Source organism: Geopseudomonas sagittaria, from assembly GCF_900115715.1.
GTDB lineage: Bacteria > Pseudomonadota > Gammaproteobacteria > Pseudomonadales > Pseudomonadaceae > Geopseudomonas > Geopseudomonas sagittaria.
The window spans coordinates 229633-254982 of sequence record NZ_FOXM01000006.1 but is presented as its reverse complement, the minus strand read 5'-3'; the positions used below and the strand labels follow the sequence as shown (position 1 = coordinate 254982).

22 protein-coding genes and 1 pseudogene are annotated in these 25350 nt (G+C 64.4%); 9 read left to right on the top strand and 14 right to left on the bottom strand.

What is annotated here, in order from left to right; all coding sequences use genetic code 11:
* Positions 1 to 391 precede the first annotated feature (391 nt).
* Positions 392 to 652 (bottom strand): hypothetical protein, encoded by a 261-nt coding sequence (locus BM297_RS09980; RefSeq protein ID WP_092430771.1) that lies wholly within the window; start codon positions 650 to 652, stop codon positions 392 to 394.
* Between the two features lie 75 nt (positions 653 to 727).
* Positions 728 to 1294 carry a hypothetical protein gene (locus BM297_RS09975; protein WP_092430769.1) on the bottom strand — a complete coding sequence of 189 codons (567 nt, stop codon included), beginning with the start codon at positions 1292 to 1294 and terminating at the stop codon, positions 728 to 730.
* 110 nt (positions 1295 to 1404) lie between these two features.
* Between BM297_RS09975 and BM297_RS09970 the strand changes: the two genes are divergently transcribed.
* Positions 1405 to 1701, top strand: coding sequence for a DUF1883 domain-containing protein (locus BM297_RS09970; RefSeq protein ID WP_092430767.1), 297 nt, complete (start codon positions 1405 to 1407; stop codon positions 1699 to 1701).
* An 85-nt stretch (positions 1702 to 1786) separates the two neighbouring features.
* Here BM297_RS09970 and metH read toward each other — a convergent pair whose 3' ends face one another.
* Positions 1787 to 5479 (bottom strand): methionine synthase, encoded by a 3693-nt coding sequence (metH, locus tag BM297_RS09965; protein WP_092430765.1) that lies wholly within the window; start codon positions 5477 to 5479, stop codon positions 1787 to 1789.
* A gap of 357 nt (positions 5480 to 5836) precedes the next feature.
* Here metH and BM297_RS09960 point away from each other — a divergent pair, with 357 nt between their 5' ends.
* The 3 genes from BM297_RS09960 (at position 5837) to BM297_RS09950 (ending at position 10276) form a co-directional block, all read left to right on the top strand.
* Entirely contained in the window at positions 5837 to 8107 is a 2271-nt protein-coding gene (locus BM297_RS09960; RefSeq protein ID WP_092430763.1) for a fatty acid cis/trans isomerase, read from the top strand.
* A gap of 121 nt (positions 8108 to 8228) precedes the next feature.
* A complete protein-coding gene (gene nfuA / locus BM297_RS09955) occupies positions 8229 to 8813 on the top strand; it encodes a Fe-S biogenesis protein NfuA (RefSeq protein WP_092430761.1) in 585 nt (194 codons plus the stop codon).
* A 161-nt stretch (positions 8814 to 8974) separates the two neighbouring features.
* Positions 8975 to 10276 (top strand): sigma-54 dependent transcriptional regulator, encoded by a 1302-nt coding sequence (locus tag BM297_RS09950; protein ID WP_092430759.1) that lies wholly within the window; start codon positions 8975 to 8977, stop codon positions 10274 to 10276.
* A gap of 87 nt (positions 10277 to 10363) precedes the next feature.
* Here BM297_RS09950 and BM297_RS09945 read toward each other — a convergent pair whose 3' ends face one another.
* The 6 genes from BM297_RS09945 to BM297_RS09920 form a co-directional block, all read right to left on the bottom strand.
* Positions 10364 to 11608 carry a transporter gene (locus tag BM297_RS09945; protein WP_092430757.1) on the bottom strand — a complete coding sequence of 415 codons (1245 nt, stop codon included), beginning with the start codon at positions 11606 to 11608 and terminating at the stop codon, positions 10364 to 10366.
* A 43-nt stretch (positions 11609 to 11651) separates the two neighbouring features.
* Positions 11652 to 12383 (bottom strand): hypothetical protein, encoded by a 732-nt coding sequence (locus tag BM297_RS09940; RefSeq protein ID WP_092430755.1) that lies wholly within the window; start codon positions 12381 to 12383, stop codon positions 11652 to 11654.
* Positions 12384 to 12434: 51 nt separating this feature from the next.
* Complete coding sequence (locus BM297_RS09935) at positions 12435 to 13115, bottom strand: C39 family peptidase (protein WP_092430753.1); 681 nt, start codon at positions 13113 to 13115, stop codon at positions 12435 to 12437.
* 66 nt (positions 13116 to 13181) lie between these two features.
* Entirely contained in the window at positions 13182 to 14534 is a 1353-nt protein-coding gene (locus BM297_RS09930) for a heme utilization protein (protein WP_139231046.1), read from the bottom strand.
* A gap of 58 nt (positions 14535 to 14592) precedes the next feature.
* Positions 14593 to 15177 (bottom strand): adhesin, encoded by a 585-nt coding sequence (locus BM297_RS09925; RefSeq protein WP_092430749.1) that lies wholly within the window; start codon positions 15175 to 15177, stop codon positions 14593 to 14595.
* A gap of 1 nt (position 15178) precedes the next feature.
* Positions 15179 to 15637 (bottom strand): hypothetical protein, encoded by a 459-nt coding sequence (locus tag BM297_RS09920; RefSeq protein WP_092430747.1) that lies wholly within the window; start codon positions 15635 to 15637, stop codon positions 15179 to 15181.
* A 351-nt stretch (positions 15638 to 15988) separates the two neighbouring features.
* Between BM297_RS09920 and BM297_RS09915 the strand changes: the two genes are divergently transcribed.
* Positions 15989 to 16456, top strand: a complete 468-nt coding sequence (locus BM297_RS09915; RefSeq protein ID WP_092430745.1) for a DUF3429 domain-containing protein — start codon at positions 15989 to 15991, stop codon at positions 16454 to 16456.
* An 18-nt stretch (positions 16457 to 16474) separates the two neighbouring features.
* Here BM297_RS09915 and BM297_RS09910 read toward each other — a convergent pair whose 3' ends face one another.
* On the bottom strand, positions 16475 to 17089 hold the full coding sequence (locus BM297_RS09910) for a hypothetical protein (protein WP_092430743.1): 615 nt from the start codon (positions 17087 to 17089) through the stop codon (positions 16475 to 16477).
* Between the two features lie 361 nt (positions 17090 to 17450).
* On the opposite strand from BM297_RS09910, the gene BM297_RS09905 reads away from it, so the two are divergent.
* Both BM297_RS09905 and BM297_RS09900 read left to right on the top strand, forming a co-directional pair.
* On the top strand, positions 17451 to 18284 hold the full coding sequence (locus BM297_RS09905; RefSeq protein WP_092430741.1) for an undecaprenyl-diphosphate phosphatase: 834 nt from the start codon (positions 17451 to 17453) through the stop codon (positions 18282 to 18284).
* A pseudogene (locus BM297_RS09900) lies at positions 18275 to 18733 on the top strand (DUF1294 domain-containing protein); the annotation flags it as partial. The gene BM297_RS09905 and the pseudogene BM297_RS09900, both read left to right, overlap by 10 nt.
* A 71-nt stretch (positions 18734 to 18804) precedes the next feature.
* On the opposite strand, the gene BM297_RS09895 reads toward BM297_RS09900, so the two are convergent.
* The gene (locus BM297_RS09895) at positions 18805 to 20394 is read right to left on the bottom strand and encodes an ABC-F family ATPase (protein ID WP_092430737.1); all 1590 of its coding nucleotides are present in this window, start codon (positions 20392 to 20394) and stop codon (positions 18805 to 18807) included.
* Positions 20395 to 20574: 180 nt separating this feature from the next.
* Between BM297_RS09895 and BM297_RS09890 the strand changes: the two genes are divergently transcribed.
* The gene (locus BM297_RS09890; protein ID WP_092430735.1) at positions 20575 to 21723 is read left to right on the top strand and encodes a PilT/PilU family type 4a pilus ATPase; all 1149 of its coding nucleotides are present in this window, start codon (positions 20575 to 20577) and stop codon (positions 21721 to 21723) included.
* Positions 21724 to 21806: 83 nt separating this feature from the next.
* Here BM297_RS09890 and BM297_RS09885 read toward each other — a convergent pair whose 3' ends face one another.
* From BM297_RS09885 to xthA, 3 genes are all read right to left on the bottom strand, one after another.
* Positions 21807 to 22085 (bottom strand): peptidylprolyl isomerase, encoded by a 279-nt coding sequence (locus BM297_RS09885; RefSeq protein WP_090311409.1) that lies wholly within the window; start codon positions 22083 to 22085, stop codon positions 21807 to 21809.
* A 138-nt stretch (positions 22086 to 22223) separates the two neighbouring features.
* Entirely contained in the window at positions 22224 to 23591 is a 1368-nt protein-coding gene (locus BM297_RS09880; protein WP_092430733.1) for a substrate-binding domain-containing protein, read from the bottom strand.
* A gap of 101 nt (positions 23592 to 23692) precedes the next feature.
* Entirely contained in the window at positions 23693 to 24505 is an 813-nt protein-coding gene (gene xthA, locus BM297_RS09875) for an exodeoxyribonuclease III (protein WP_092430731.1), read from the bottom strand.
* 206 nt (positions 24506 to 24711) lie between these two features.
* On the opposite strand from xthA, the gene tpx reads away from it, so the two are divergent.
* Positions 24712 to 25209, top strand: a complete 498-nt coding sequence (tpx, locus tag BM297_RS09870) for a thiol peroxidase (protein ID WP_092430729.1) — start codon at positions 24712 to 24714, stop codon at positions 25207 to 25209.
* Positions 25210 to 25350 lie beyond the last annotated feature (141 nt).

Below are 25350 nucleotides of genomic sequence, written 5' to 3'. Positions count from 1 at the left end.
ACCTATTCGGTGCGCGGTGCGGTGTCGTTGGTACCAAGGTGTGGCTGCGGGGCGACCTTGGTACTGGACACTGGGCTTGCTGAGTTGCGGCATATGCTGTGTCCTTCTTCGGCACCAGCGAAGGCTACTGGCTGTCGTTGCAGATGGCCTACGACCTGGAGAAAGCCCACCGAGCAGGGCGGTACGACGGCATACCGCGACATGCGGCATAGGTGAGAAAGCAAGGAAAGCTTGACGGATCAGCGTGCCCGCCAGGCGCAGTAGCCGAACCATATCAGTTGCAATCCCAGTGCGAAAAACACGGCAGCCGGCAACCACGGGCCGATCAGCTCGATAATGAACAGGAGCAGCTGGCCATTTCTTCGCGTGGGGTGATACTGCCCCGAGGCTATCAGCCAGGCGAACAGCGCCAGGCCGCAGCCGGCGAAGGCGATGAAGGCCCCAGTACCTTGCTGCTGATGTCACGGCGCGGATCAATGCGTTTGGCCGTGTGCTCGCGCAGCAGCAGGGTCAGTAGCAGCAGGAATATGAATAGTCCGGACGCGGCGACCAGCACACCCAGTTCCAGAGGCCGTTGCACGGTGATGAGGAACAGGATCGGCAGGAATAAGGCGAGGATCAGCAGTTGCAGGAGGAGGCGGAGGAGGCGCATGACGGGTCCTTGTCGCGCGAGGGTATTCCCGGGGTTAGCCATGAGTCCTTGCAGATCACGGGATTCAGGTATGAGTCAGGGTAGCACGGTCAAGTGCTCGACCCAGACCAGCTCGCAGGCGCCAGCGCCGGTGTCCTCCCGGCTGAGGGAGCTGACCCACTGGAATCCGTCATCGCCCTCGACGCTGACCAACTGACCTGACAGGCTGATGCGCGCACCAGCCTTCAGACTATTCAGGACCGACGCCACCGCAGCGTTGCCCGGGATCATGTGCATATTGGCGCTGTGCCTTTCGATCTCCCGGCGCGGAATTGGAAACTCGTCGGTTCGCCAGTAATACCACCGGTTGCTCTGGCGGATCTCGATCCCCCGGAGTACCTGCGGGTCGGCCATGGGGCCCCAGCCCAGAGCCAGGTCGGTGGGCGAGAGCTGTGCTCCGCGGTCGAAGCGGTAGTCTTCACGCCCCAGCACCATGGCCTCTCCCAGCTGGAAGGGCTGCAGGGTCTGCAGGCGATGATTGCCGATCCGCAGCTGGCCGACGGCCAGGTCGCCACTAACCTGGGGCATTTGCGGCGAGGGAGTCAGCACGATCCAAACCAGCCACAGGCCGGCCAGCCATACGGTCAGTTTGAAAAGGCGCATCGGTTCATCACTCGCGGCGTCTGGGGAGGGCGAGTTTAACCGCAGCCGCGCAGCCAATGCCTCGGCTTCGTGCTATGTTCCGCGCCTTGCAACGTGTCCTGGAATCACCGATGAAATTCATTCACCAACGCGAGCAGCTGAACGAGGATGACCTGGTCGTCATCGAAAGCTCGCAACCCTGCAACATCCGCCTGATGAACGACGCGAACTTCCGCGCTTTCAAGAACGGCGCCCGCCACAGCTACATCGGCGGTCACTTCGAGCGCTTCCCAGCGAGGATCCGCGTGCCTGGCAACGGCTTCTGGAACATCACCCTCGACACCGTCACCCGCCGGGCGATCAGCGTGACGCGCAAGCCGAAGCTGGAATACTCGATCAAGATCGTGCGCCGTTCGGGGGCGAAGTAGCGCTTTCGGCGGTCTACAGGCAGGTCCTGTGATCGAGATACGACAAGGCCCGCTTCGCGGGCCTTGTCACTTACTGCATCACCATTCAGTCGTCATAACCCAGATTCGGCGCCAGCCAGCGCTCGGTCACGCTGAGTTCCTGCTCCTTGCGCTTCGAGTAGCTCTCCACCTGATCCTTGTCGACCTTGCCCACGGCGAAGTACTGCGCCTGCGGGTGGGCGAAGTACCAGCCGCTGACGGCGGCGGCGGGGAACATGGCGTAGTGCTCGGTGAGGGTCACGCCGCTGGTGCCCTGTGGGTCGAGCAGCTGGAACAGGGTGCCCTTCTCGGTGTGGTCCGGGCAGGCCGGGTAGCCGGGGGCGGGGCGGATGCCCTTGTACTGTTCCTTGATCAGTTCCTCGTTGCTCAGCGTCTCGTCCTTGGCGTAGCCCCAGTACTTGGTGCGCACTTCTTTGTGCAGCCACTCGGCGCAGGCTTCGGCGAGGCGGTCGGCCAGCGCCTTGACCATGATGCTGTTGTAGTCGTCGCCCTTGTCCTGGTAGGCCTTGGCCAGCTCCTCGGCGCCGATGCCGGCGGTGACGATGAAGCCGCCCATGTAGTCGGTGACGCCCGAGTCCTTCGGCGCGACGAAGTCGGCCAGCGACAGGTTGGGCTTGCCGTCCGGCTTGATGGTCTGCTGGCGCAGGTGGTGCAGGCTGGCCAGCTTCTCGCCGTTGGCGCCGTAGACTTCCAGGTCGTCGTCCTGCACCTGGTTGGCCGGCCAGAAGCCGAACACCGCCTTGGCGCGGATCAGCTTCTCGTCGATCAGCTTCTTGAGCATGGCCTGGGCATCGGCGTACAGCGCGGTGGCCGCTTCGCCGACCACCTCGTCGGTGAGGATGCGCGGGAACTTGCCGGCCAGGTCCCAGGAGATGAAGAACGGCGTCCAGTCGATGTACTCGGCCAGGGTGGCCAGGTCGATGTCGTCCAGCTCCTTGACGCCGGTGAAGGAGGGCACCGGGGCCTGGTAGCCGGTCCAGTCGAACTGCGGCTTGTTGGCCACCGCCTTGTCGTAGCTGAGGCGCTCGGTGCGCGAGCTGCGCGCGGCGGTGCGCTCGCGCACTTCGGCGTAGTCGGTCTTCAGCTTGGCCACGTAGTCGGGCTTGAGTTCTTTGGACAACAGGGTGGTGGCCACGCCGACGGCGCGCGAGGCGTCGGTGACGTAGACCACCGCGTCGTTGCTGTACTGCGGCTCGATCTTCACCGCGGTGTGCGCCTTGGAGGTGGTGGCGCCGCCGATCATCAGCGGCAGCGAGAAGCCCTGGCGCTGCATTTCCTTGGCGACGTGGACCATTTCGTCCAGCGACGGTGTGATCAGCCCGGACAGGCCGATGATGTCGCACTTCTCTTGCTTGGCGACCTGGAGGATCTTCTCCGCCGGCACCATCACGCCGAGGTCGACGATGTCGTAGCCGTTGCAGCCGAGCACCACGCCGACGATGTTCTTGCCGATGTCGTGGACGTCGCCCTTCACGGTGGCCATGAGGATCTTGCCCTTGGCTTCCGGCTTGTCGCCCTTTTCCGCCTCGATGAACGGGATCAGGTGGGCCACCGCCTGCTTCATCACGCGGGCGGACTTGACCACCTGGGGCAGGAACATCTTGCCGGCGCCGAACAGGTCGCCGACCACGTTCATGCCGCTCATCAGCGGGCCTTCGATGACCTCGATGGGCCGCGCGCACAGCTGGCGGAACTCCTCGGTGTCCTCGACGATGAAGGCGGTGATGCCCTTGACCAGCGCGTGCTCCAGACGCTTGCCGACTGGCAGGCTGCGCCACTCCTCGGTTTCGGCTTCCTTGACGCTGCCGTCGCCCTTGTACTGGTCGGCGATGGCCAGCAGCGCTTCGGTGGCGCCTTCGTGGCGGTTGAGTACCACATCCTCGACCGCGTCGCGCAGCTGCTTGGGGATCTCGTCGTAGATCTCCAGCTGGCCGGCGTTGACGATGCCCATGGTCAGGCCGTTCTGGATCGCGTGGAACAGGAACACCGAGTGGATCGCCTCGCGCACCGGGTTGTTGCCGCGGAACGAGAAGGACACGTTGGACACGCCGCCCGAGCTCAGGGCGTAGGGCAGGTGGTCGCGGATGTAGGCGCAGGCCTCGATGAAGTCGACCGCGTAGTTGTTGTGCTCCTCGATGCCGGTGGCCACGGCGAAGATGTTCGGGTCGAAGATGATGTCTTCCGGCGGGAAGCCGACTTCGTTGACCAGGATGTCGTAGCTGCGCTGGCAGATCTCGCGCTTGCGCGCGGCGGTGTCGGCCTGGCCGGCCTCGTCGAAGGCCATTACCACCACGGCGGCGCCGTAGCGCTTGCACAGGCGGGCGTGGTGCTTGAACTGCTCGACGCCTTCCTTCATCGAGATCGAGTTGACGATGCCCTTGCCCTGGATGCACTTGAGGCCGGCCTCGATCACTTCCCACTTGGAGGAGTCGATCATGATCGGCACGCGCGAGATGTCCGGCTCGCCGGCGATCAGGTTGAGGAAGGTGACCATCGCCGCCTTCGAGTCGAGCATGCCCTCGTCCATGTTGATGTCGATCACCTGGGCACCGGCTTCCACCTGCTGCAGGGCGACTTCGAGGGCCTCGGTGTAGTTCTCCTCGCGGATCAGGCGGGCGAAGCGGGCCGAGCCGGTGATGTTGGTGCGCTCGCCGACGTTCACGAACAGCGAGTTGCGGTCGATGGTGAAGGGCTCGAGGCCGGACAGGCGGCAGGCCTTGGGAATATCCGGAATGGCGCGCGGCGGGTACTTGGCCACCGCCTCGGCAATCGCCTGGATGTGCGGCGGGGTGGTGCCGCAGCAGCCGCCGATGATGTTGAGGAAGCCCGACGCGGCGAACTCCTCGACCACCGCGGCCATCTGCGCCGGGGTCTCGTCGTATTCGCCGAAGGCGTTGGGCAGGCCGGCGTTGGGGTGGGCGGACACATGGGTGTCGGCCTTGGTGGCCAGCTCTTCCAGGTACGGGCGCAGGTCCTTGGCGCCGAGGGCGCAGTTGAGGCCCACGGAGATCGGGTTGGCGTGGCGCACTGAGTTCCAGAACGCCTCGGTGGTCTGCCCGGACAGGGTGCGGCCGGAGGCGTCGGTGATGGTGCCGGAGATCATGATCGGCAGCTCGACGCCTTCTTCCTCGAACACCTGCTGCACGGCGAAGATCGCCGCCTTGGCGTTGAGGGTGTCGAAGATGGTCTCGATCAGGATCAGGTCGGCGCCGCCGGCGATCAGGCCGCGGGTGGCCTCGGTGTAGTTCTCCACCAGTTCGTCGAAGGTGACGTTGCGGTAGCCCGGGTTGTTGACGTCCGGGGAGATCGAGCAGGTGCGGCTGGTCGGGCCGATCACGCCGGCGACGAAGCGCGGCTTGTCCGGGGTCTCGGCGGTCTTGGCGTCGGCCACTTCACGGGCCAGGCGCGCGCCTTCCACGTTCAGTTCGTAGGCCAGCGTCTCCATGCCGTAGTCGGCCTGCGACACGCGGGTGGCGTTGAAGGTGTTGGTCTCGAGGATGTCGGCGCCAGCGTCCAGGTAGGCCTTCTCGATGGCCTGGATCACGTCCGGGCGCGACAGCAGCAGCAGGTCGTTGTTGCCCTTGACGTCGCTCGGCCAGTCAGCAAAGCGCTCGCCGCGGTAGTCCTCTTCCTGCAGCTTGTAGCTCTGGATCATGGTGCCCATGCCGCCGTCGAGGATCAGGATGCGTTCCTTGAGGGCGTTGTGGAGGGCCTGGAGGCGGGCGGCGCGATCGGACATGGGGACTACCTGGAAAGGGTGAATCGAAAGGCGGGAATGATAGCAAAGCTGCATGGTTCTGGAGCGGGCTAGGGATGGCCATGAATTCTGCTCATGTTGAGGGGCCCTGTTGATGGCTCCCACGCTTGATGGCTTCCACGCGGAGCGTGTGAGCCGGAGCCCTGGACGCTCCGCGTCCATCGGTTCAAGTTGACAGCCGGGCCTGCAGGTGTCCGGCTCAGGCTCTGTGGGAGGCCCGATCTCGGGGCGATGCTCTTGTACCTTGGCGGACCTGCGGTCCGTATCGCCGCGAGGGCGCGCCTCCTACAGTTCGACAAGAGCGGCTAGAATCCCCCATCACACGCCACGGACAGCCCCATGCCCATTTTCTTCCTGCTGCTGGCCAGCCTTCTGGTCAGCCAGCCGCTGTCCGCTGCGTCGCTGTCGTATTCCCGTGACGTGCAGCCGATTCTCACCGCCAAGTGCGTGGCCTGCCATGCCTGCTACGACGCGCCCTGCCAGCTCAACCTGGGCAGCGCTACCGGCATCCAGCGCGGCGCATCAAGGGTGCCGGTGTACAACGGCAAGCGCATCGAGGCCGATGCCACCACCCGGCTGTTCGTCGATGCGCAGACGGAGGAGGGCTGGCGCGCCCGCGGCTTTCACTCGGTGCTCGGCGGCGGCGATGCGGCGCTGGTGGCGCGCATGCTGGAGCTGGGGCGCAGCCATGCGCCGCTGCCGGGCAGCAAGCTGCCCGAGGATCTGGATATCGGCATCCGCCGCGAGACGCAGTGCCCTCGCCCTGAGGAGTTCGCCGACTTTGCCCGCAAGAATCCCAGGGCCGGCATGCCGTTCGCCGTCACCGGGCTGAGCGATGGCGAGTACGCCACCCTGCGCCAGTGGCTGGCCGAGGGGGCGTCGCTGGATGGCGAGCCGCTCGCAGCGAATGCCTCGGAGGCCGCGCAGATCGCCGAGTGGGAGTCGCTGCTCAACCGTCCCGGCACCAGCGAGCAACTGGCGGCGCGCTGGCTGTACGAGCACCTGTTCCTCGCCCATCTGTACTTCGTCCAAGGCGCCAGCGGGCACTTCTTCGAGCTGGTGCGCTCGCGCACGCCCAGTGGCGAGGCGGTCGACGTGATTGCCACCCGCCGGCCCAACGACGACCCCGGTACACAGGTCTTCTATCGTCTGCGCCCTATTCAGGGCGTGATCGTGCACAAGACCCACATCACCTACCCGCTGAGTCGCGGCAAGCTGGCGCGGGTCGAGGAGCTGTTCTTTGCCGGCGACTGGAAGGCCGAGGCGCTGCCCGGCTATGGCCCGCAGCGCCGCGCCAATCCGTTCGAGACCTTCGCCGCCATTCCCGCCCGCGCGCGCTACCTGTTCATGCTGGATGACGCCGAGTACTTCGTGCGTACCTTCATCCGCGGGCCGGTGTGCCGCGGGCAGATCGCCACCGACGTGATCCGCGACCACTTCTGGACCCTTTTCCAGGCCCCCGACCATGACCTCTATCTGACCGATGCGGCCTACCGCGAGCAGGTCACGCCGCTGCTGGCGCTGCCCGGCGTGCAGGACGACCTGGCGCAGCTGCCGCTGTACTGGAGCGCATCCCGCGCCAGGCGCAATGCCTACGAGGCGGCGCGCCGCGAGGCCTACTCGCACCTGCCGCACCCGAGCTGGTCGCACATCTGGGCCGGCAACGACAACGCGCTGTTGAGCATCTTCCGCCAGCACGACAGCGCCTCGGTGCGCAAGGGCCTGATCGGCGCCGTGCCGCAGACCCTGTGGTGGCTGGACTTCCCGTTGCTGGAGCGCACCTATTACCAGCTGGTGGTCAACTTCGACGTGTTCGGCAACGTCTCCCACCAGGCGCAGACGCGTCTGTACTTCGACCTGATCCGCAACGGCGCCGAACAGAACTTCCTGCGCCTGATGCCGCCGGCGCAGCGCCAGGCCATTCTCGGTGACTGGTACCAGTACAGCGGCAAGCTCAGGTTGTGGCTGGATTACGAAGGCATCGACCGCCACACGCCCAGCGGCCTGCGCCTGCCGGCAGATCATCCCAAGGCGGCGTTCGCCGAACGCCTGCTGGAGCGCTATGGCACCCTGAATGCGCGGCCCGATCCGCTCAATCGCTGCCGCGACGGCCGCTGTTTCCGCCCCGCGGCGATCCCGGCGCTGCAGCGCATCGACCAGCGCCTGAGCAGTCTGGCGGCCAGGTCGCTGGCCGAGCTGCCGGCCATCGAGTACCTGCCGGAGGCGACCCTGCTGCGCGTCGAGCTGGATGGCGGCGGGCGCGAGGTGTACAGCCTGCTGCGCAATCGCGCGCACAGCAACGTGGCCTTCATGCTCGGCGAATCGCTGCGCTACCAGCCGGAGAAGGACACCCTGACCCTCTATCCGGAAGTGCTGACCAGCTACCCCAACTTCCTGTTCAGCCTGCGCGAAGGCGAGGTCAACGCCTTCGTCGCCTCGCTGCAGCAGGCGCGCAACGCGGCCGACTTCGAGAGGATCGTGCTGCGCTGGGGGGTGCGTCGAACCCATCCGCAGTTCTGGGCGTTGTTCCATGACCTGAGCGAGCATATCCGCGAGACCGATCCGGTGGAGGCGGGGATTCTGGACATGAACCGCTATCAGAACCTGTAGGCTTGCCCGGCCTGTTGAAGTGCGCGCCGACTGGTCTGCAGGTTTATTCCTACTAAAATGCTGGGACTTTATCCGCGCCCCGGCATGGCGTACACTGCGCCCATATTTGCGAGGAGTCGCCATGAGCAACATCACCATCACCGAATCGGCTCAGGAATATCTGGCCGACCTGCTGCAGAAGCAGAACACTCCGGGTATCGGCATTCGCGTTTTCATCACCCAGCCGGGCACCCAGTACGCCGAGACCTGCATCGCCTACTGCAAGCCCCACGAGCAGAAGCATGAGGACACCCCGCTGGCGCTGAAGGACTTCACCGCCTGGCTGGATGCGGTGAGCGTACCCTTCCTCGAGGACGCCGTGGTCGACTACGCCACCGATCGCATGGGCGGCCAGCTGACCATCAAGGCGCCGAACGCCAAGGTGCCGATGGTCAACGAGGACAGCCCGCTGCCCGAGCGCATCAACTACTACCTGCAGACCGAGATCAACCCGGGCCTGGCCAGCCACGGCGGCATGGTTTCGCTGGTCGACATCGACGACGAAGGCGTGGCCATCCTGCGCTTCGGCGGCGGCTGCCAGGGTTGCGGCATGGTCGACACCACCCTCAAGGATGGCGTCGAGAAGACCCTGATGGAGCGCATCCCGGAGCTGAAGGGGGTACGTGACGTCACCGACCACAGCAACAAGGAAAACGCCTACTACTGAGTCGCGTCTATTCTTGTTGCAGGATACGAAGGGCGGGCGACCGCCCTTCGTAATTTTGCTTATCAGGAAAGCATCTAAGTCACTATCTCGCGGTTTGCTAGTTTCATCTGTGCAACGCCAATCCTCCTTCGGGACGTATTAGCGGATAACCAGGATGGAACATGCACAAGTCAATGCTGCGTCGACTGCTTGTCGTCGACCTTTTCGATGAATTCTCGCCTCTTCTTTCAGAAATACAGAATGCCGGCTGGGCAGTCGATCTCTGCTCCCTGGACGAGGCATTCGATCGTCAGGCCGAGGTCGGCCTGATACGCCTGGGGCCTTGTCTGGACACCGGGGGTGAACTGTTGCGGCGTAGGCCGATGCAGTGGATCGCCGCTCTCCCGCCGGATACCTCGCTGGACGGCAGCCTTGGCCTGTTCGTTGGCGAATGGTGCTTCGACTTCCACTCCTTGCCCTTCGACCGGCAGCGGCTGCTGCTCTCTCTGGGACACGCTCTGGGCATGGCTGCGCTGCGTCGGGCCGAGCAGGTCGACGCGGGTGACGAGTTGCTCGGCAATGCGCCGTGCATGCGCGAGCTGCGCAAGCTGCTCGGCAAGCTCGGGCCGACCGACTCGCCAGTGCTGATCCGCGGCGAGAGTGGGACCGGCAAGGAGCTGGTGGCCCACGCCCTGCACCGTTTGTCGCGGCGCGCCGCGCAGGCCTTCGTGGCGATCAATTGCGGAGCGATTCCCGAGCAGCTGATCCAGTCCGAATTGTTCGGCCATGAGAAGGGCGCCTTCACCGGCGCCCACCAGCGCAAGGTCGGCCGCATCGAATCGGCCCATGGCGGCACCCTGTTCCTCGACGAGATCGGCGACCTGCCGCTGGACCTGCAGGCCAACCTGTTGCGCTTCCTGCAGGAGGGGCAGATCGAGCGGGTCGGCGGTAACCAGCCGATCCAGGTCAATGTGCGGGTGCTGGCGGCCACCCACATCGATCTCGAGCAGGCGGTGGAGCGTGGGCGTTTCCGTGAGGATCTCTATTACCGGCTGAACGTCCTGCAGGTGCATACCAGCCCCTTGCGCGAGCGGCTCGAGGACGTGCCAGCCCTCGCCCGGCACTTTGCCCAGTTGTACGCCGACGAGGTCGGCCGGCGTCCGCGCACGTTCAGTGAGGAGGCGCTGCGGGCGATGGGCGAATACGCCTGGCCGGGCAACGTGCGCGAGCTGGCCAACCGCGTGCGCCGCGGCCTGGTGCTGGCCGAGGGACGGCAGATCGAGGCGCCGGACCTGGGTTTTTGTGGCGCTTGCGGACCGACGAGCCTGGACTACAGCCTCGAGAGCTACAGGCTGCAGGCCGAGAAGCAGGCGTTGAGCGACGTGCTGCGCCAGTACTCGGCGAACCTCAGTCGCGCAGCCCGAGCGCTCGGCGTGTCGCGGCCGACCTTCTACCGACTGCTGAACAAGCACGGGATTCGTTGAGCGCGAGATGACGCAGACAGCAGAAAAGGCCCCTGCCGGATTCCTCCCGGCAGGGGCCTTTGCCGTGGTGAGACCGCCGCGGTGGCTTCAGAAGTAGTAGGGGAATTTCAGGCTGAAACTGAAGTCCGGCGCGTCCGGGGTCAGGCCGATCGACAGGTTGGGCACCATGGTCAACTGGTCGCTGAGCGCATAGGTCATGCCGATATTGAAGTAGGCGGCATTGGCGTTGCTGCTGGAAACCGTCTGCCAGCTGCCGCCATCCGGCCGGATCTTGCTCTTCTGGCTGATCAGTTGCGAGTAGGACATCGAGAGGCTCATGCGCTCGTTGAGGGCAAAGGCCATGCCCAGGCCATACTGGAACCAGTTGCCCATCTTGACCTTGCCAGCGACCTTCTGGTTCTGGGCCGGGCTGATGTCGTCGAAGGACTCCTCGAGGTTGTAGGTGTAGGACAGGTTGCCGAACAGCACGGCCGGGTCCACGGTCTTGACCACCGAGACGCCCGGAGTGACCGACCACACGCCGTTGCCGGTGGGCAGGTCTTCGGGAACCGACAGGTTGTCGTTGTCCGGCGACTGCACCAGCTTGATGCCGTAGGGGTCTTCGCCGGTCGGCGCCTTCACCCGCAGGCTGAACACCGCATCCGGCACGCCTGCGCTTTCGTCGAGGAACTTGTAGGCCACCCCGATGCTGACGTCGCCGAGTCGGGGGTCGCCGGTGACGGTTTCCGAGGAAACCTGGGTGGTTGAACCGCCCGCGCCAGCCGACTCGTAGGTGGATTCCCGATAGACCAGCGGCACGTTGAGATCGAATTGCCAGCGATTGCCCAGGTTGTAGCGCCCGGTCACGTCCAGGGTGAAGTTGTCGGAATTGATCTGGTCGACGTTGATGTTGCCGAGAAAGATGGCATCCAGCAACAGCAGGCCGTTGAGGCCCAGCTGGCGGGTGTCGTAGTGGCTGTAGGTCAGGCCGGTTTCCAGGCTGAACCTCCCTTCGCCGAAGAAGCCACTGGCTTCGTCGTAGATGTTCTCGACACTGCGCGCCGGGCTGCTGTCTTCGCGCAGGCTTTCGCCGTAGCCGGCCGCGGCTTGGCTGGTGGAGGAGGGCGAGCGCGCCAGGCGCTGTGGCTGGGGCACGGCAGGCTGTGCCTCGACCTCGCGTACCCGCTGCTCCAGCACCATCAGCGCTCTCTGCTGGGCGTCGTAACGCTGACGCAATTCGATCAGGGCCTGCTGCAGTTCTCTTACCTCGGCATCCGAGGCGGCATACAGGAGTGTCGAAGGCAGTAGCGCGGCAATGCCTACTGCCACGCGAAGCGAATATGACGGAGCCATGGGAAGTCCCTGTCGCGATTATTTAACAAGTATCCAGCGTAGATCAGTAACCCGCAGGGCGCAGGGCGCGCAGGTGATCCAGGTTGGCGCCGATCGAGCTTGCCGGCACCGGCGTGTCGCGCAGTAGCACATCCAGCGCGGTCAGGTTCCTGACCATATTGCCCGCGCCGCCGATATTGGCGTGCTGTTGCAACCCGCCGCCCCCTAGTTGCTGCAGGCTGCTGCCCTGGCCAAGTGCGTTGATGGCGATCCTGAAGCCGCCGTCGCTCGCGCTGATCTGCACATTGCCGGCCTGGGTGGCCTCGATCTGGTTGGCGAATTGCTGGCCGGTATTAGCCGTATTCGGGGCTGAGCCGCCGCGTTTCACGTTGATGACGAAATTGTTGGATGCGCTATTGAAGTCGCCGGCCGCGCGGACGCTTTGCGCCACGCCGTTGATGCTGCTCAGCCCCTCGCCGCCCTGGATTTGTCCGCTGCCTGCAGGCGGGGCGCTGTGGTCGCCGTTTCGGGTGATGGTCGAAACGTTGAACTGCGGCTGGAACATCCCTTCGCTCGCCTGCATGTGGACCGCGCCTGCAAGCACCTGGCCGCTGGCGTTCTCCCACACGCTGCTCATGGTCACGCCAAAGTGGACGATGTGCCCCGGCATGACGAAACGGCCGCGCAGTTGGGACAGTTCCTGGTCGCTCAGCTCGACCGGCTGCAACGGGTTGCTGGCCTGGGCGCAAATGCTGGCGGCAATGCAGCTGGCAGCCAGTAATGCATGAATCTTCATGTCGACCTCCGGAGACTTCCTGTCCGTGATGTCAGAATGATTCGTCTGTTATCAAAAGAAATCGCTCTGGATGAATCCATGCTCCATCAGCTCGGCATCCTTGACGGGTTGGAATGCATTCAGGCGATCTTTGGCTGACAGCGGCCTGGGCGGATTCAACAGGGCGTTGGTCTTGTCGTACTCCCGGCCAATCACGGCGAAGACGATGCCATTCCAGCCTTTGAGAAAGTCTTCGACTGCGTAGCGCTTGTGTCCGAAAACCGGATCTCCGATATAAACCCAGCCATTTTGGGTGCGTTGCAGGACCACGAAGTGTTTGTAGCCGCGGACTTCCTGCAGCACGATGGCCGGCACCTTGAGTTGCTCGAGTCCGGCAGCGGGGACGCGATAGCCGCGGGCGCGCATGCCGAGGTTTTCGACATAGCGCTTCATGTCGAGCATGGAAAAGCCTTGGGTGCGGACCAGTTCATGGTCGGCACCGGCCAGCATGCCGTTGATCACGAACGTCTCGTCCACATCGAAGCGATAGGCTTCGCGCAGGATGGTGGCCAGGGCGGCGGCACCACAGCTGAAGTCGGTTTTCTGTTCCACCAGATTGCTGAAGCGCCGCTCGCGGATGCTTTCGACCTGCTTGAACGCGATGGCGCCGCCGGGGAGTACGGCGAAAGGGACTTGTCCGGCTTGCAGCGCAACGCTCAGGCAACACAGGACGGGCAGGATGACCAGACGCATGGGACACACTCCCTATGGCTATAAGGGCAGCCCTGCGGGTGCAGGGCTCCCTTCGCGCGTGGTTACTTAGTTGCCGTTGTTGCTGCAGGCATTGCAGCCGACGGCGACAGCCAAGGTGTTCAACTGCTGGTTGCTGCTGCCGGAGGCGATGTTGACACCGATGTTGCCGCTGGCGTCGTTGAGCGAGTCGCTGAGGGTGGCGCTGTTGATGACCGGATTGGCGAAGGTCACGCTCTTGGTGAAGGTGACGGTGGATGCCAAAGTGCGGTCGCCGGCCTCCTCGATGGAGCTGCTGGCCGAATGGCTTTCGTTCTTCTCCGCACTGGCCTGGCTGCTGGACTGGTGGGTCCTCTCAAACTCGGCCTCGAAGGACTTGTCGACGGAGAGGGAGTCATCGGCCGTGGAGGAAGAGGTCTTGTCCACGCTCTTGGTGACGACCAACTCTGCTGCGGACTCCTGGCTGCTGCTCCAGGACTTGTCGACGTTGACATCGATATCCGCGGTGCCCTCGACCTCAAGCTCGAACTCGCCGCGCGAGCGCTCAACTTCGATTTCCAGGTCGATGTCGGCACTGGCGTCGACCACCAGGCTCTTGTTCGACTCGGCAGAGGAGCTGCTCGACTGGCTCGCGTCGACCACGACATCCAGGGTGGAGCTGTAGGTACGGTCGGAACTCGCGGACGAGTCATGGCTGGCCGAGAGCGAAGCCGAAGCGGTCGCCGACTCGGAGCTCGACTTCTGGAACGAAGCATCCCAGGAGTGGCTCGATTCACTGGATTCATCTCTCGAGTAGTTGTTGCTCCAGTCCTTGGTGACATCGAGGCTTTTCACGACGGTGTAGCTGGCGGCCTTGTTCTGGACACCGCCACGCAGGTCCTGATTGCCGGTCGCAGTGGCTGTCGCATCCCAGCCCCTGGCCGTGGCAATCGCCAGGGCGTTCTGCTGCTGGTTGAGGTTGCCGCTGGCGGCGTTGACGCCGATGTTGCCGGAGGCGCCGTTGCCGGAGCCATCCATGGTCGCTGTGTTGCCGCCGCCCAGGTTGTAGGTCCAGCCGTCATTATCCTGGTCGATGGTGGAGGTGGCTTCGGCGCTGCCAAAGACGAACTGCTCGTCGGCGGTGGCAATCGCAACGTTGTTGGCCTGCTGGTTCATGTCGCCGGCGGCCACGTTGGCGCCGATGTTGCCGCTGCTGCTCAGCGAGTTCTCGATGTTGACGGAGTTTTCGGTCCCCTCATTGGTGACCTGGGCCTCGCCGATGTACTGGTCGCGGCCTGCGTAGGCAGTGGCGTCGCCAGCGTTGCGGTCCAGCAGAGGGTCGCGATCATGGTGGCGACCACCCGATTGGTTTGCCTGGGCCGCGATCGCCATTGCTGCAGCCATGGCGAATACCAGCGGTTTCAGAGCCATTGACACTTTCATGGTAGTTCTCCTTGCGGTTTTTTATGCAACACGTGTTGGTCTTGCGTTGGATAACGAGTCAATCCATGACCCTGATGCTGACGGTGTTGGCCATCCGGTTTCCCACCCCAGCGCTCTGGTTCAGCTGAACTACACCACTGCTCCCGGCGAAGGCCTGCCTGTCGATAGCGACGGCACGCTCTCCCGAACTTGTCTCAGCCGCACCTGAGTTCTGCGCAGGCATCACGTTCTGCTGCGCGAGGATGCTGTCATCCACGCTTTGTGCAGCAGAGCCGACGCTCACGCGAAAAGAGTTGATCTGTTGCGTGCCGGCGCCAGCCGACTGATTGACGCCCAATACCCCGGAGCCATTGCTGAAGGCGCTGCCGGTGATGTTGGCCTGGGCATCCATGGCGGTATCGATTCCGTCCAGCTCCTGGTACTGGCGAAAGTCGCTGGTGGCGTTGGCATTGGCGCCAAACGCCAGTGCCCGGCCGTTGATCTGTTGCTGCTGGCTGCCGGCGGCCTGGTTGACCGACAGCACGCCCTGGTAGGTTCTGCCGCTGTTGTCGATTGTCGAGAGGTTGCTGACCTGCACTGGCACCTGTTCGGCGAGGCTGACGACAGGTATGGCCATGGCGATAAGCAGAGCGAGACGCCGCATGTCAGCGATCTCCGGTGAGGATTTTCAGCGGAGCCAGCCCCTGCTGCAGGCTCCGATTGATCTGGTTGGAGACGCTGCTGCCGGCTCCGCCGCCCTGGCCGGCGCGCATGCCGGGCAGCCCGTGTGCAGAAGCTTGCGATGAGTTGCCCAAGCCCGGCAGCTGTCCGCCGGGGAGCATCTGGCGTTGCAGGCTGGAGCCGCTGGTAACCCCGGCAAAGTCGGCATCAGTCAGTTCGTACGAGCTGGTCGCCCGGATGACGGTGCTGGAGGGGTTGGCATTGACGGTGCGTGGGTCGGGATCGGGGACCAGGGCGGGGCGGGTGGCAATCCGCGGCTGTACGTCGCGGGTGATGACGATGATTCCGTCGGCAGCGTAGGCGGGGATGGCCGCCCCTAGGCTTGAGAGCACCAGCGTGGCCAGCAGTGCCGAGCGAGAAATCCTTGAAGCGTTTCGATCCATGGCAGCGGTTCCTGCGCGATTCAGACCCTTTTGCGTGCAAGATCTGAGGCATGCCCCGTGCCAGTCGCTCGATCTTCAATTGAATCAGTGGGTTGGCATTCTCCCTGCACAGCTGGCAAGGCGCGGTGTCAATTCGTTGAGACAGTCGGTGGCGGGTTTCAGGGCCTGGACCGCTGAGTGCGCTGCCTGCAGGGGGATCGGGGCTGTTGCAGGCTTGATACACTTCGACCGCAAAGGGCCGGCAGGCCCGTGCTCGCGGTATCGGCGGGCGCCGATCTGTATCAATCGTGTGACACCCACCCGTTGCTGGGTCACTGCAAGGCTGCCACTGGCATAACGCAAGGAGAGAACATGCATCCATTCACCGCTACCCGACCGCCACACCTGGCCTGGCTACTCGGACTTGCCGGTCTGATCCCGTTCATCAGTGGTGCGCTGGGTATCTGGCTCACGCCGGTGGGCTGGCGCCCGCTGGTCCTGGCCGCGCTGCTCGACTATGCGGCGGTGATTCTCGCCTTCATGGGGGCGATTCACTGGGGCTTGGCGATGCGTGCCGAGCAGGACGATCTGCGCGCGCAGATGCAGCTGGGCTTGTCGGTGATTCCGCCACTGGTTGGCTGGGCAACCGTGTCCTTCGGTCTGCCGGTGGTGCTGGCCATTCCGCTGTTCGTCGTGGCGTTCATCGGCCTCTATCTGGCCGACCTGCGTGCGGTGCGCCTGGGGCTGGCGCCGATCTGGTACAAGCCGCTGCGCAGGGTGTTGACGGTCGTGGTGGTCCTCAGCCTGCTGGCGGCCTGGGGCGGCGTGCTGACCGCCTGAGGCCTGCCGGCGGACCGATCAGCAGGTCAGCTGGTCGGCCTGGCGGTACAGCATCAGCAGCTTGCGGGTGACGGTCTGCTGCAGGTCGTTGCGCTCGAAGGCGGACAGGTGCGGCAGGTTGACCAGCTGCAGGCGGTGCAGGTGCAGATAGGGCATGCGCTGGTCGAACTCGCGCAGGTCGCCCTTGACCAGTACCGGCAGGAACACATCACCGCTCTGCTTCAACTTGCTGATGATCTGTGCCAGGGCGCTCTTGAACGGGCGCGCCTGCAGCATCTCGCCATTGCTCCCCAGTCGCGCCAGCAACAGCCCCTTGTGGTCCTGGAACTGGCCTGGCAGCACGCACAGGCCGGTCTTGCGGACCGATGAAGGCGAGATGTGGTGCAGGGTGTCGTGAAACGCGTAGGGGTTGGGCAGCACGACCATCTTGCGGCCGATTTCGCTCGGGAAGTGCAGGCCGTAGTTGGTGTACAGCTGGCTCACCGATTCGGAATAGACGCACAACCGGTTCTCGAACAGGCGGATGAAGCGCTCGGCCAGGTCGCGTTTTTCCACGCGGTCCAGATCCCAGATCAGGTCTGGGTTGGATTTCTTGCTGAGGTCGACTTCCTGGAAGCTGATGGATGTGCTCATTGCGACGGCGCCGTACAGGGTGGGGGTGGTTGTCGGCCGCAGGCGAGTTGGCTGCGGGCTCTCGACCCTTCCATGGGCAGGCGACAACGGACAATTGCCGCAGTATGCGTAAAGAACATGACAACTCACCAGTCGTGTCGCACAAATTTGCGAGCAAAGTCGGTCATCTGCGCGCGCGCGGGCAGATTGACGGATCGCCCTGATCCCGGTCAACACGCTTTGGCGCAGGACCTGCAGCCAGGTGGCCGGCTCTGGTAGGATGCCGCCCGGCCGCCGCGCAGTACTCCGCTGGAACTGCTCCGCTCGGCATTCATCAATTCATGGAACAGCGCGCGACAGGCGCGTGACGGGGAGTTTTTGCATGGAGTTCTGGACCGCCATTCAGGCGCTGATCCTGGGTATCGTCGAGGGGCTGACCGAGTTCCTGCCGATCTCCAGCACCGGTCACCAGATCATCGTCGCCGACCTGATCGGCTTCGGTGGCGACCGCGCCAAGGCGTTCAACATCATCATCCAGCTGGCGGCGATCATGGCGGTGATGTGGGAGTTCCGCCAGCGCATCATCGACGTGGTGCTGGGGCTGCCGCGCGAGCGTCAGGCGCAGCGTTTCACCATCAACCTGCTGGTGGCCTTCTTCCCGGCGGTGATTCTTGGCGTGGCCTTCGCCGACCTGATCGAGCACTGGCTGTTCAACCCGATCACCGTGGCCAGTGCGCTGGTGATCGGTGGTGTGGTCATGCTCTGGGCCGAGAAGCGCCAGCACACCATCGAGGTGGAGGCGGTGGACGACATGAGCTGGAAGCACGCGCTGAAGATCGGTTTTGCGCAGTGTCTGGCGATGATCCCCGGCACCTCGCGCTCGGCCTCGACCATCATCGGCGGCCTGCTGTTCGGCCTGTCGCGCAAGGCGGCCACCGAGTTCTCGTTCTTCCTGGCCATGCCGACCATGGTCGGTGCCGCCGTGTACTCCGGCTACAAGCACCGTGCGCTGTTCGAGGGCGGCGGCGATCTGCCGGTGTTCGCCGTGGGCTTCGTCACCTCGTTCGTCTTCGCCATGCTCGCCGTGCGCGCGCTGCTCAAGTTCATCGCCAACCACAGCTACGCGGTGTTCGCCTGGTATCGCATCGGTTTCGGCCTGCTGATCCTCGCCACCTGGCAGCTGGGCATGATCGACTGGAGCACGGCGCAGGGCTGATGAAGGCCAGAGCCACGCCCGCAGGGCGCAAGCGGGAGCAGGACAGACGCGGGGAGTGGCCGCTCAAGGTGGCGACCTTCCTGGCCTTGTGCGTGCTGCCGCTGGGTGGGGCGTTGCGGCTGCTGCTGGATCTGGCGCAGCCGTGGGCCTTGCTGGCCTATGGCGGGGCCAGTCTGCTGATCCTGGCGCTGTACTGGCACGACAAGCGCAGTGCCCGCCAGGGGCAATGGCGCACGCCGGAAAACACCCTGCACGCCGTCGAGCTGCTCGGCGGCTGGCCGGGCGCGCTGCTGGCGCAGCAGGTGTTGCGGCACAAGACCCGCAAGGTCTCGTATCAGCTGGTGTTCTGGGGGATTGTCGCGCTGCACCAGGCGTTCTGGGTTGACTGGCTGCTGCTGGGCGGGAGGTTCGTTCGCCAGATGCTGGCGCCGTTGGCAGGATTGCTGTAGGAGCGGGTGGGGCCCGCTCCTCAGCCAATCAGCCGGCCCTTGCGGCCGGCTGGGCACTTCAGGTCAGCACGTCAGACCAGCACGCCCTGGCTGCGCAGGTAGTCGTCGTAGGTGCCGCTGAAGTCGATCACACCATTTTCCGACAGCTCGATGATGCGGGTGGCCAGGGAGCTGACGAACTCGCGGTCGTGGCTGACGAAGATCAGCGTGCCCGGGTAGTTCTCCAGCGCCAGGTTGAGCGCCTCGATCGACTCCATGTCCAGGTGGTTGGTCGGTTCGTCCATCACCAGTACGTTGGGCTTCTGCAGGATCAGCTTGCCGAACAGCATGCGCCCCTGCTCGCCACCGGAGATGACCTTGACCGACTTGAGGATCTCGTCGTTGCTGAACAGCATGCGGCCGAGGGTGCCGCGTACCAGCTGCTCGCCACCCTGGGTCCACTGACCCATCCAGTCGAACAGGGTCATGTCGTTTTCGAAGTCGGAAGCGTGATCCTGGGCGTAGTAGCCCAGCTCGGCGCTCTCGGTCCATTTCACCGAGCCGTTGTCCGGGAACAGTTCGCCGACCAGGGTGCGCAGCAGGGTGGTCTTGCCGATGCCGTTGGGGCCGATGATGGCCAGGCGCTCGCCGGCTTCCACGGTGAAGCCGAAGTTCTTGAACAGCGTCTTGCCATCGAAGCCCTTGGACATGTTCTCGACGGTCACCGCATTGCGGTGCAGCTTCTTGGTCTGCTCGAAGCGGATGAACGGGCTGACCCGGCTGGACGGCTTGACCTCGGCCAGCTGGATCTTGTCGATCTGCTTGGCGCGCGAGGTGGCCTGCTTGGCCTTGGAGGCGTTGGCCGAGAAGCGGCTGACGAAGGTCTGCAGCTCGGCGATCTGCGCCTTCTTCTTGGCGTTGTCGGCCAGCAGCTGCTCGCGCGACTGGGTCGCGGCGGTCATGTACTCGTCGTAGTTGCCCGGGAACAGGCGCAGCTCGCCGTAGTCCAGGTCCGCCATGTGGGTGCACACGCTGTTGAGGAAGTGGCGGTCGTGGGAAATGATGATCATGGTGCTGTTACGCGCCGTGAGGATGTTTTCCAGCCAGCGGATGGTGTTGATGTCCAGGTGGTTGGTCGGCTCGTCCAGCAGCAGCACGTCCGGGTTGGAGAACAGCGCCTGGGCCAGCAGCACGCGCAGCTTCCAGCCGGGGGCGACTTCGCTCATCGGGCCGAAGTGCTGGGCCAGCGGGATGCCCAGGCCGAGCAGCAGCTCGCCGGCGCGCGATTCGGCGGTGTAGCCGTCCATCTCGGCGAACTCGGTCTCCAGCTCGGCCACGGCCATGCCGTCTTCCTCACTCATTTCCGGCAGCGAGTAGATGCGGTCGCGCTCGGCCTTCACCTTCCACAGTTCTTCGTGACCCATGATCACGGTGTCGATCACGTTGAAGTCTTCGTAGGCGAACTGGTCCTGGCGCAGCTTGCCCAGGCGGGTGTTGGCGTCGAGCATCACCTGGCCGCCAGACGGCTCGAGGTCGCCGCCGAGGATCTTCATGAAGGTCGACTTGCCGCAGCCATTGGCGCCGATCAGGCCGTAGCGGTTGCCGTTGTTGAACTTGACGGAGACGTTTTCAAACAGGGGCTTGGCCCCGAACTGCATGGTGATATTGGCGGTGGAAATCACAAATCTGTCCCGGAAGGAGCGCGCTGATGCGCAAAAAAGGCGCAATTGTAGCGCTTTGCGGCAGCGGCGGCAGCCCAAAGGATCGACGGTTTCTCAATCCTGATAACCGTGATGGGCGTCACGCCGTGCTTGATGCAGAATGATGGTCTTTCAGATCAACCTGTTACGGCGTTTATCTCGATGAACATCACGGAAATGCTGCGCATCCTGGCCAGCCAGGATGGATCCGACCTTTATCTTTCGACCGGTGCGCCGCCCTGCGCCAAGTTCAACGGTGTGCTGCGTGCGCTGAGCAAGGAGCCGCTGGCGCCGGGCGACGTGGCGAAGATCGCCGCCGAGGTGATGGATGCCGAACAGAAGGTCGACTTCGAGCGCGAGCTGGAGATGAACCTGGCGATCTCGCTGCCCAACATCGGCCGTTTCCGGATCAACATCTTCAAGCAGCGCAACGAGGTGTCCATCGTCGCGCGCAACATCAAGCTGGACATCCCGCGCTTCGAGGACCTCAAGCTGCCGCCGGTGCTGCTCGACGTGATCCTCGAGAAACGCGGCCTGGTGCTGTTCGTCGGCGGTACCGGTTCGGGCAAGTCGACCTCGCTGGCGGCACTGATCGACCACCGCAACCGCAACCACAGTGGTCACATCATCACCATCGAGGACCCGGTGGAGTACGTGCACAAGCACAAGAAGTCGATCATCAACCAGCGCGAGGTTGGCGTGGACACCCGCAGCTTCCAGGCGGCGCTGAAGAACACCCTGCGCCAGGCGCCGGATGTCATCCTGATCGGCGAGATCCGCGACCGCGAGACCATGGAGCACGCCCTGGCGTTCTCGGAAACCGGCCACCTGGCGATCTCCACCCTGCACGCCAACAACGCCAACCAGGCGCTGGACCGGATCATCAACTTCTTCCCCGAGGAACGTCGCCCGCAGCTGCTCAACGACCTCGGCAACAACCTCAAGGCGTTCGTCTCCCAGCGTCTGGTGAAGACCGTCGACGGCAAGCGCCGCGCCGCGGTGGAGATCCTCATGGGCACCGCGACCATCCGCGACCTGATCAAGCGCGGCGATTTCAACCTGATCAAGGAGGTCATGGAGAAGTCGCGGCCGCTGGGCATGCAGACCTTCGATCAGGCGCTGATCGATCTGGTCAACGAGGGCGCGATCAGCGAAGAGGAAGCGGTGAAAAACGCCGACTCGGCGAACAACGTGCGTCTCAAGCTCAAGCTGCACCGCGAGGGCGAGGGCGGTCAGGCCAAGCCCGACGATACCTCGACCTGGAGCCTGGAGCCGACCATGGACGAGGAAGAGGAACAGCCCTTCGTCTGACCCCTCCCAGCGCCGTCCCGATGACGGCACCCGCACCACCAGCAATGCCGGCATGGACGCGAGTCGACGCCGGCATTGCTGTTTCAGCTGCGCAGGTAGACCAGCACCAGATGCCAGCCGAACTGGGTCTTCAGCGGGCCCTGCACCTGGTGCAGCGGCTTGCGGAACACCACGTTCTCGAACGGCTTGACCATCTGCCCCGGGCGGATCTCGCCGAGATCGCCGCCGCGCTTGCGCGAGGGGCAGAACGAGTGCCGCCGTGCCAGGGTGGCGAAATCCTCACCCTTGGCCAGGCGCGCCTTGAGCTGCTCGGCTTCGGCGGCGGTCTTGACCAGGATGTGGCGGGCCATGGCGATGGGCATCGGCGGACTCCTCGAGTGGATGGCGAAGGGCGCGCAGTTTAGCGCGCGAGCCACGGCCGGTCATGTCCGCTCGGCGACTAACTAAAAGGCCGCTGCGTCCGTGGGCGGCAGCGGCCTTTGTCATTTCAGGAAGGCGGATCAGTAGACCCAGACTTCCACGCGACGGTTCTTGCGCCGGCCGTCCTCGCTGTCGTTGGAGGCTACCGGCAGGGCATCGCCCAGGCCGCTGATTTCACGGACCAGCACGCCACCCTTGACCAGCTCGCGCTGTACCGCCATGGCGCGCAGCTTGGACAGCAGCAGGGCGCGGTCGCGGTCGTCGTGCTTGGGATCGCCGAAGCCGACCAGCACGACCTGGCTCATCATCTTGTTGTTCGCGCGCAGGTAGCCCAGGACCCGCCGCACGTCGCGCAGGGCCTTGTTGTCGAGTTCGGAGCTGCCTTCGGCGAAGCGGAAGTTGACCGCCAGGCGCTGGGCGTTGTTCACCAGTGCGCTGTAGCTGTCCGGCATCTCGCCATGGGCGTCGACCTTCATGGCCTTCACGGTTTGGGCGATGAAGCCGGTCTGCGCGACGATTTCCTGGCCACGCGGGCTGTGGGCGAAGCGCACCAGCTGCTGGGCCCAGGGATTGCCTTCGCCCGGCTTCATGTACAGGAACAGGCGGCGCGACAGCGGGTAGTCCTCGGTGGCCACCAGCTCGGTAGTCGGCAGCATCGGTTGCGAGTCGCCGGTGCTGACCGCCAGCGCCTTGGCCTGGCGGATGTAGGGCAGGCCGATGAAGCCGATGCCCTGCGGGTCCTTGCTGACCGAGTCGGACAGCAGGGTGCTCGATTCGAAGCGCTTGGCCGTCGCGGCCAGGCTCTTGCCCTGGCTGCTCAGCACCAGCTCCTTGAAGGTATCCCAGGTGCCGGAGTTGTCGTCGCGGGCATACAGGTTGATCGCGCCACCGCGACCGCCCAGCTCCTCCCAGGTCTTTACCTCGCCGGCGAATACCTGGGCCAGCTGTGCGACCGACAGCGCCGTCAGCGGGTTGCTGGGGTGCAGGATCACCGCCAGACCGTCGATGGCGATCACCTGTTCGCCTTCGGGGCTCCTCAGGTCACCGAGGCGAGCCAGGCTGGCGGCTTCGCTATCCTTGATCGGGCGCGAGGAGGCGGCCAGCTCGGCGCTGTTGTCGCCGAGGGCGACGAAGCCGGTGCCCGAGCCGTGGGCGGCGACGGCGATGTTGACCAGGCGCCCCTGGTCATCACGCGCGGTGATGCGCTGCTCGTTCTCGCCGCTGTCCTCGATACGCACATTGGCAAAGCCTTCCTTCTCCAGCATGCCGCCGACCAGCGCCGGCCCCAGCTTGGCACCGATGGTGTTGGAGCCCTGCAGGCGCAGGGCCGGCTTGCCGTCGGCGGGCAGGGGCAGGGCAGCAAAGCTGCCGAGCGGCGTGGCAATGGCCAGCAGCCCGCCGAACAGCAGGCGGGCAGTGAAGGGAACACGGCGGAGGGGGCGCAGCATGGCGGCAGGCAACCTTGTTGGTCAGGTTTGAAGTTGCCGCGCAGATTAAGTCAGTGCGATGACCGTTCTGTTACAGATCCGCCGTAAAAGCGTGAGCTGGTTCACGCTAGCTCAAGCCATATCGGTGCGTGGTCGGAAGGCTTGTCCATGCCGCGCAGCTCGTAGTCGATGCCCGCCGCCTGCAGACGGGGGGTGAGGCCGCTGGAGGTCATGATCAGGTCGATGCGCAGGCCGCGCTTGGGCTGGTCCTCGAAACCGCGACTGCGGTAGTCGAACCAGCTGAAGCGGTCGCAAACCTCGGGGTGCAACTGGCGGAAGCTGTCGACCAGGCCCCAGGCGTGCAGGCGGGCCATCCACTCGCGCTCTTCGGGGAGGAAGCTGCACTTGCCGCTGCGCAGCCAGCGCTTGGCGTTCTCCGCACCTATACCAATATCAATGTCTTGCGGAGAGATGTTGAAGTCACCCATCACCACAACGGCCTGTTCGGGGCTGAACTGCTCCTCGAGCAGACGCTGCAGGTCGGCGTAGAACTGCGTCTTGGCGGGGAACTTGGTCGCATGGTTGCGGCTCTCCCCCTGCGGGAAGTAGCCGTTGAATACGTGCAGCGGCTGGCCGCGCTCGTCGGTGAAGGTGGCGCCGATGAAGCGGCGCTGCGAGTCCTCGCCGTCCCACGGGAAGCCCTTGAGCAGATTCTGCGGTGCCTGGCGCGATAGCAGGGCGACGCCGTAGTGACCCTTCTGGCCGTGGTACTCGACGTGGTAGCCAAGCGCCTCGATGTCGGCCTGGGGAAACTGCTCGTCAGCCACCTTGGTTTCCTGCAGGCCGATGACATCCGGCTGGTGCCGCTCGATCAGCTCGGCAAGTTGATGAGGTCTTGCGCGCAATCCATTGATATTGAAGGAAACAAGTTTCATGTTGCGATGGTTCCGTGACTTGAACGGTAAGCCGCGATGCTAGCCGATCACGTGGTTGGGAGTAACAGTGCAAACTGCATGGGTTTGCCGCTTCTGGCCCATGCTAGGCTTCTGGCGGAGCTATCCAGCAGCAGGCGTCGGATGATGATCCTTGCTCAATACATCATGTTTTGCGTGTAACTAATTGATAAAAAAGGAGATAGGTAATGAGTCAAGTAACCCTGAAAGGCAACCCGGTGCGTGTCGACGGCAACCTGCCGCAGGTCGGCAGCCAGGCCCCGGCCTTCCACCTAGTGGGCACTGACCTGGCCGAGCACACCCTGGCCGACTTCACCGGTCGCCGCAAGGTGCTGAACATCTTCCCCAGCATCGACACCCCGACCTGCGCCACCTCGGTGCGCACATTCAACGTCGAGGCGGGCAACCTGGATAACACCGTGGTGCTGTGCATTTCCGCCGACCTGCCGTTCGCCCAGAAGCGCTTCTGCGCCTCCGAAGGCCTGGACAACGTGATCAACCTGTCCACCATGCGTGGTCGCGAGTTCCTCCAGGACTATGGCGTGGCCATCGCCGAAGGCCCGCTGGTCGGCCTGGCCGCCCGCGCCGTGGTGGTGCTGGACGAGCACGACAAGGTGCTGCACAGCGAGCTGGTTGCCGAGATCGCCGACGAGCCGAACTACGCCGCGGCACTGGCAGTACTCTGACCTGCCTCAGGCTCGATGGGCTGCCCGGCGGCCCATCGGGTTTGGCAACTGCCCGTCCGGGAACAGGCCCCGCCAGCAACTGCTGCGCCGAGGCTGTCGTGCTCTGCCTTGCGTGGCTTGTCCTCACGCGACGTGACGGGC

Coding starts and splice junctions, on each gene's coding strand:
- BM297_RS09980 (WP_092430771.1), bottom strand. CDS start 652: ATGCGCCTCCTCCGCCTCCTCCTGCAACTGCTGATCCTCGCCTTATTC.
- BM297_RS09975 (WP_092430769.1), bottom strand. CDS start 1,294: ATGCGCCTTTTCAAACTGACCGTATGGCTGGCCGGCCTGTGGCTGGTT.
- BM297_RS09970 (WP_092430767.1), top strand. CDS start 1,405: ATGAAATTCATTCACCAACGCGAGCAGCTGAACGAGGATGACCTGGTC.
- metH (WP_092430765.1), bottom strand. CDS start 5,479: ATGTCCGATCGCGCCGCCCGCCTCCAGGCCCTCCACAACGCCCTCAAG.
- BM297_RS09960 (WP_092430763.1), top strand. CDS start 5,837: ATGCCCATTTTCTTCCTGCTGCTGGCCAGCCTTCTGGTCAGCCAGCCG.
- nfuA (WP_092430761.1), top strand. CDS start 8,229: ATGAGCAACATCACCATCACCGAATCGGCTCAGGAATATCTGGCCGAC.
- BM297_RS09950 (WP_092430759.1), top strand. CDS start 8,975: ATGCACAAGTCAATGCTGCGTCGACTGCTTGTCGTCGACCTTTTCGAT.
- BM297_RS09945 (WP_092430757.1), bottom strand. CDS start 11,608: ATGGCTCCGTCATATTCGCTTCGCGTGGCAGTAGGCATTGCCGCGCTA.
- BM297_RS09940 (WP_092430755.1), bottom strand. CDS start 12,383: ATGAAGATTCATGCATTACTGGCTGCCAGCTGCATTGCCGCCAGCATT.
- BM297_RS09935 (WP_092430753.1), bottom strand. CDS start 13,115: ATGCGTCTGGTCATCCTGCCCGTCCTGTGTTGCCTGAGCGTTGCGCTG.
- BM297_RS09930 (WP_139231046.1), bottom strand. CDS start 14,534: ATGAAAGTGTCAATGGCTCTGAAACCGCTGGTATTCGCCATGGCTGCA.
- BM297_RS09925 (WP_092430749.1), bottom strand. CDS start 15,177: ATGCGGCGTCTCGCTCTGCTTATCGCCATGGCCATACCTGTCGTCAGC.
- BM297_RS09920 (WP_092430747.1), bottom strand. CDS start 15,637: ATGGATCGAAACGCTTCAAGGATTTCTCGCTCGGCACTGCTGGCCACG.
- BM297_RS09915 (WP_092430745.1), top strand. CDS start 15,989: ATGCATCCATTCACCGCTACCCGACCGCCACACCTGGCCTGGCTACTC.
- BM297_RS09910 (WP_092430743.1), bottom strand. CDS start 17,089: ATGAGCACATCCATCAGCTTCCAGGAAGTCGACCTCAGCAAGAAATCC.
- BM297_RS09905 (WP_092430741.1), top strand. CDS start 17,451: ATGGAGTTCTGGACCGCCATTCAGGCGCTGATCCTGGGTATCGTCGAG.
- BM297_RS09890 (WP_092430735.1), top strand. CDS start 20,575: ATGAACATCACGGAAATGCTGCGCATCCTGGCCAGCCAGGATGGATCC.
- BM297_RS09885 (WP_090311409.1), bottom strand. CDS start 22,085: ATGCCCATCGCCATGGCCCGCCACATCCTGGTCAAGACCGCCGCCGAA.
- BM297_RS09880 (WP_092430733.1), bottom strand. CDS start 23,591: ATGCTGCGCCCCCTCCGCCGTGTTCCCTTCACTGCCCGCCTGCTGTTC.
- xthA (WP_092430731.1), bottom strand. CDS start 24,505: ATGAAACTTGTTTCCTTCAATATCAATGGATTGCGCGCAAGACCTCAT.
- tpx (WP_092430729.1), top strand. CDS start 24,712: ATGAGTCAAGTAACCCTGAAAGGCAACCCGGTGCGTGTCGACGGCAAC.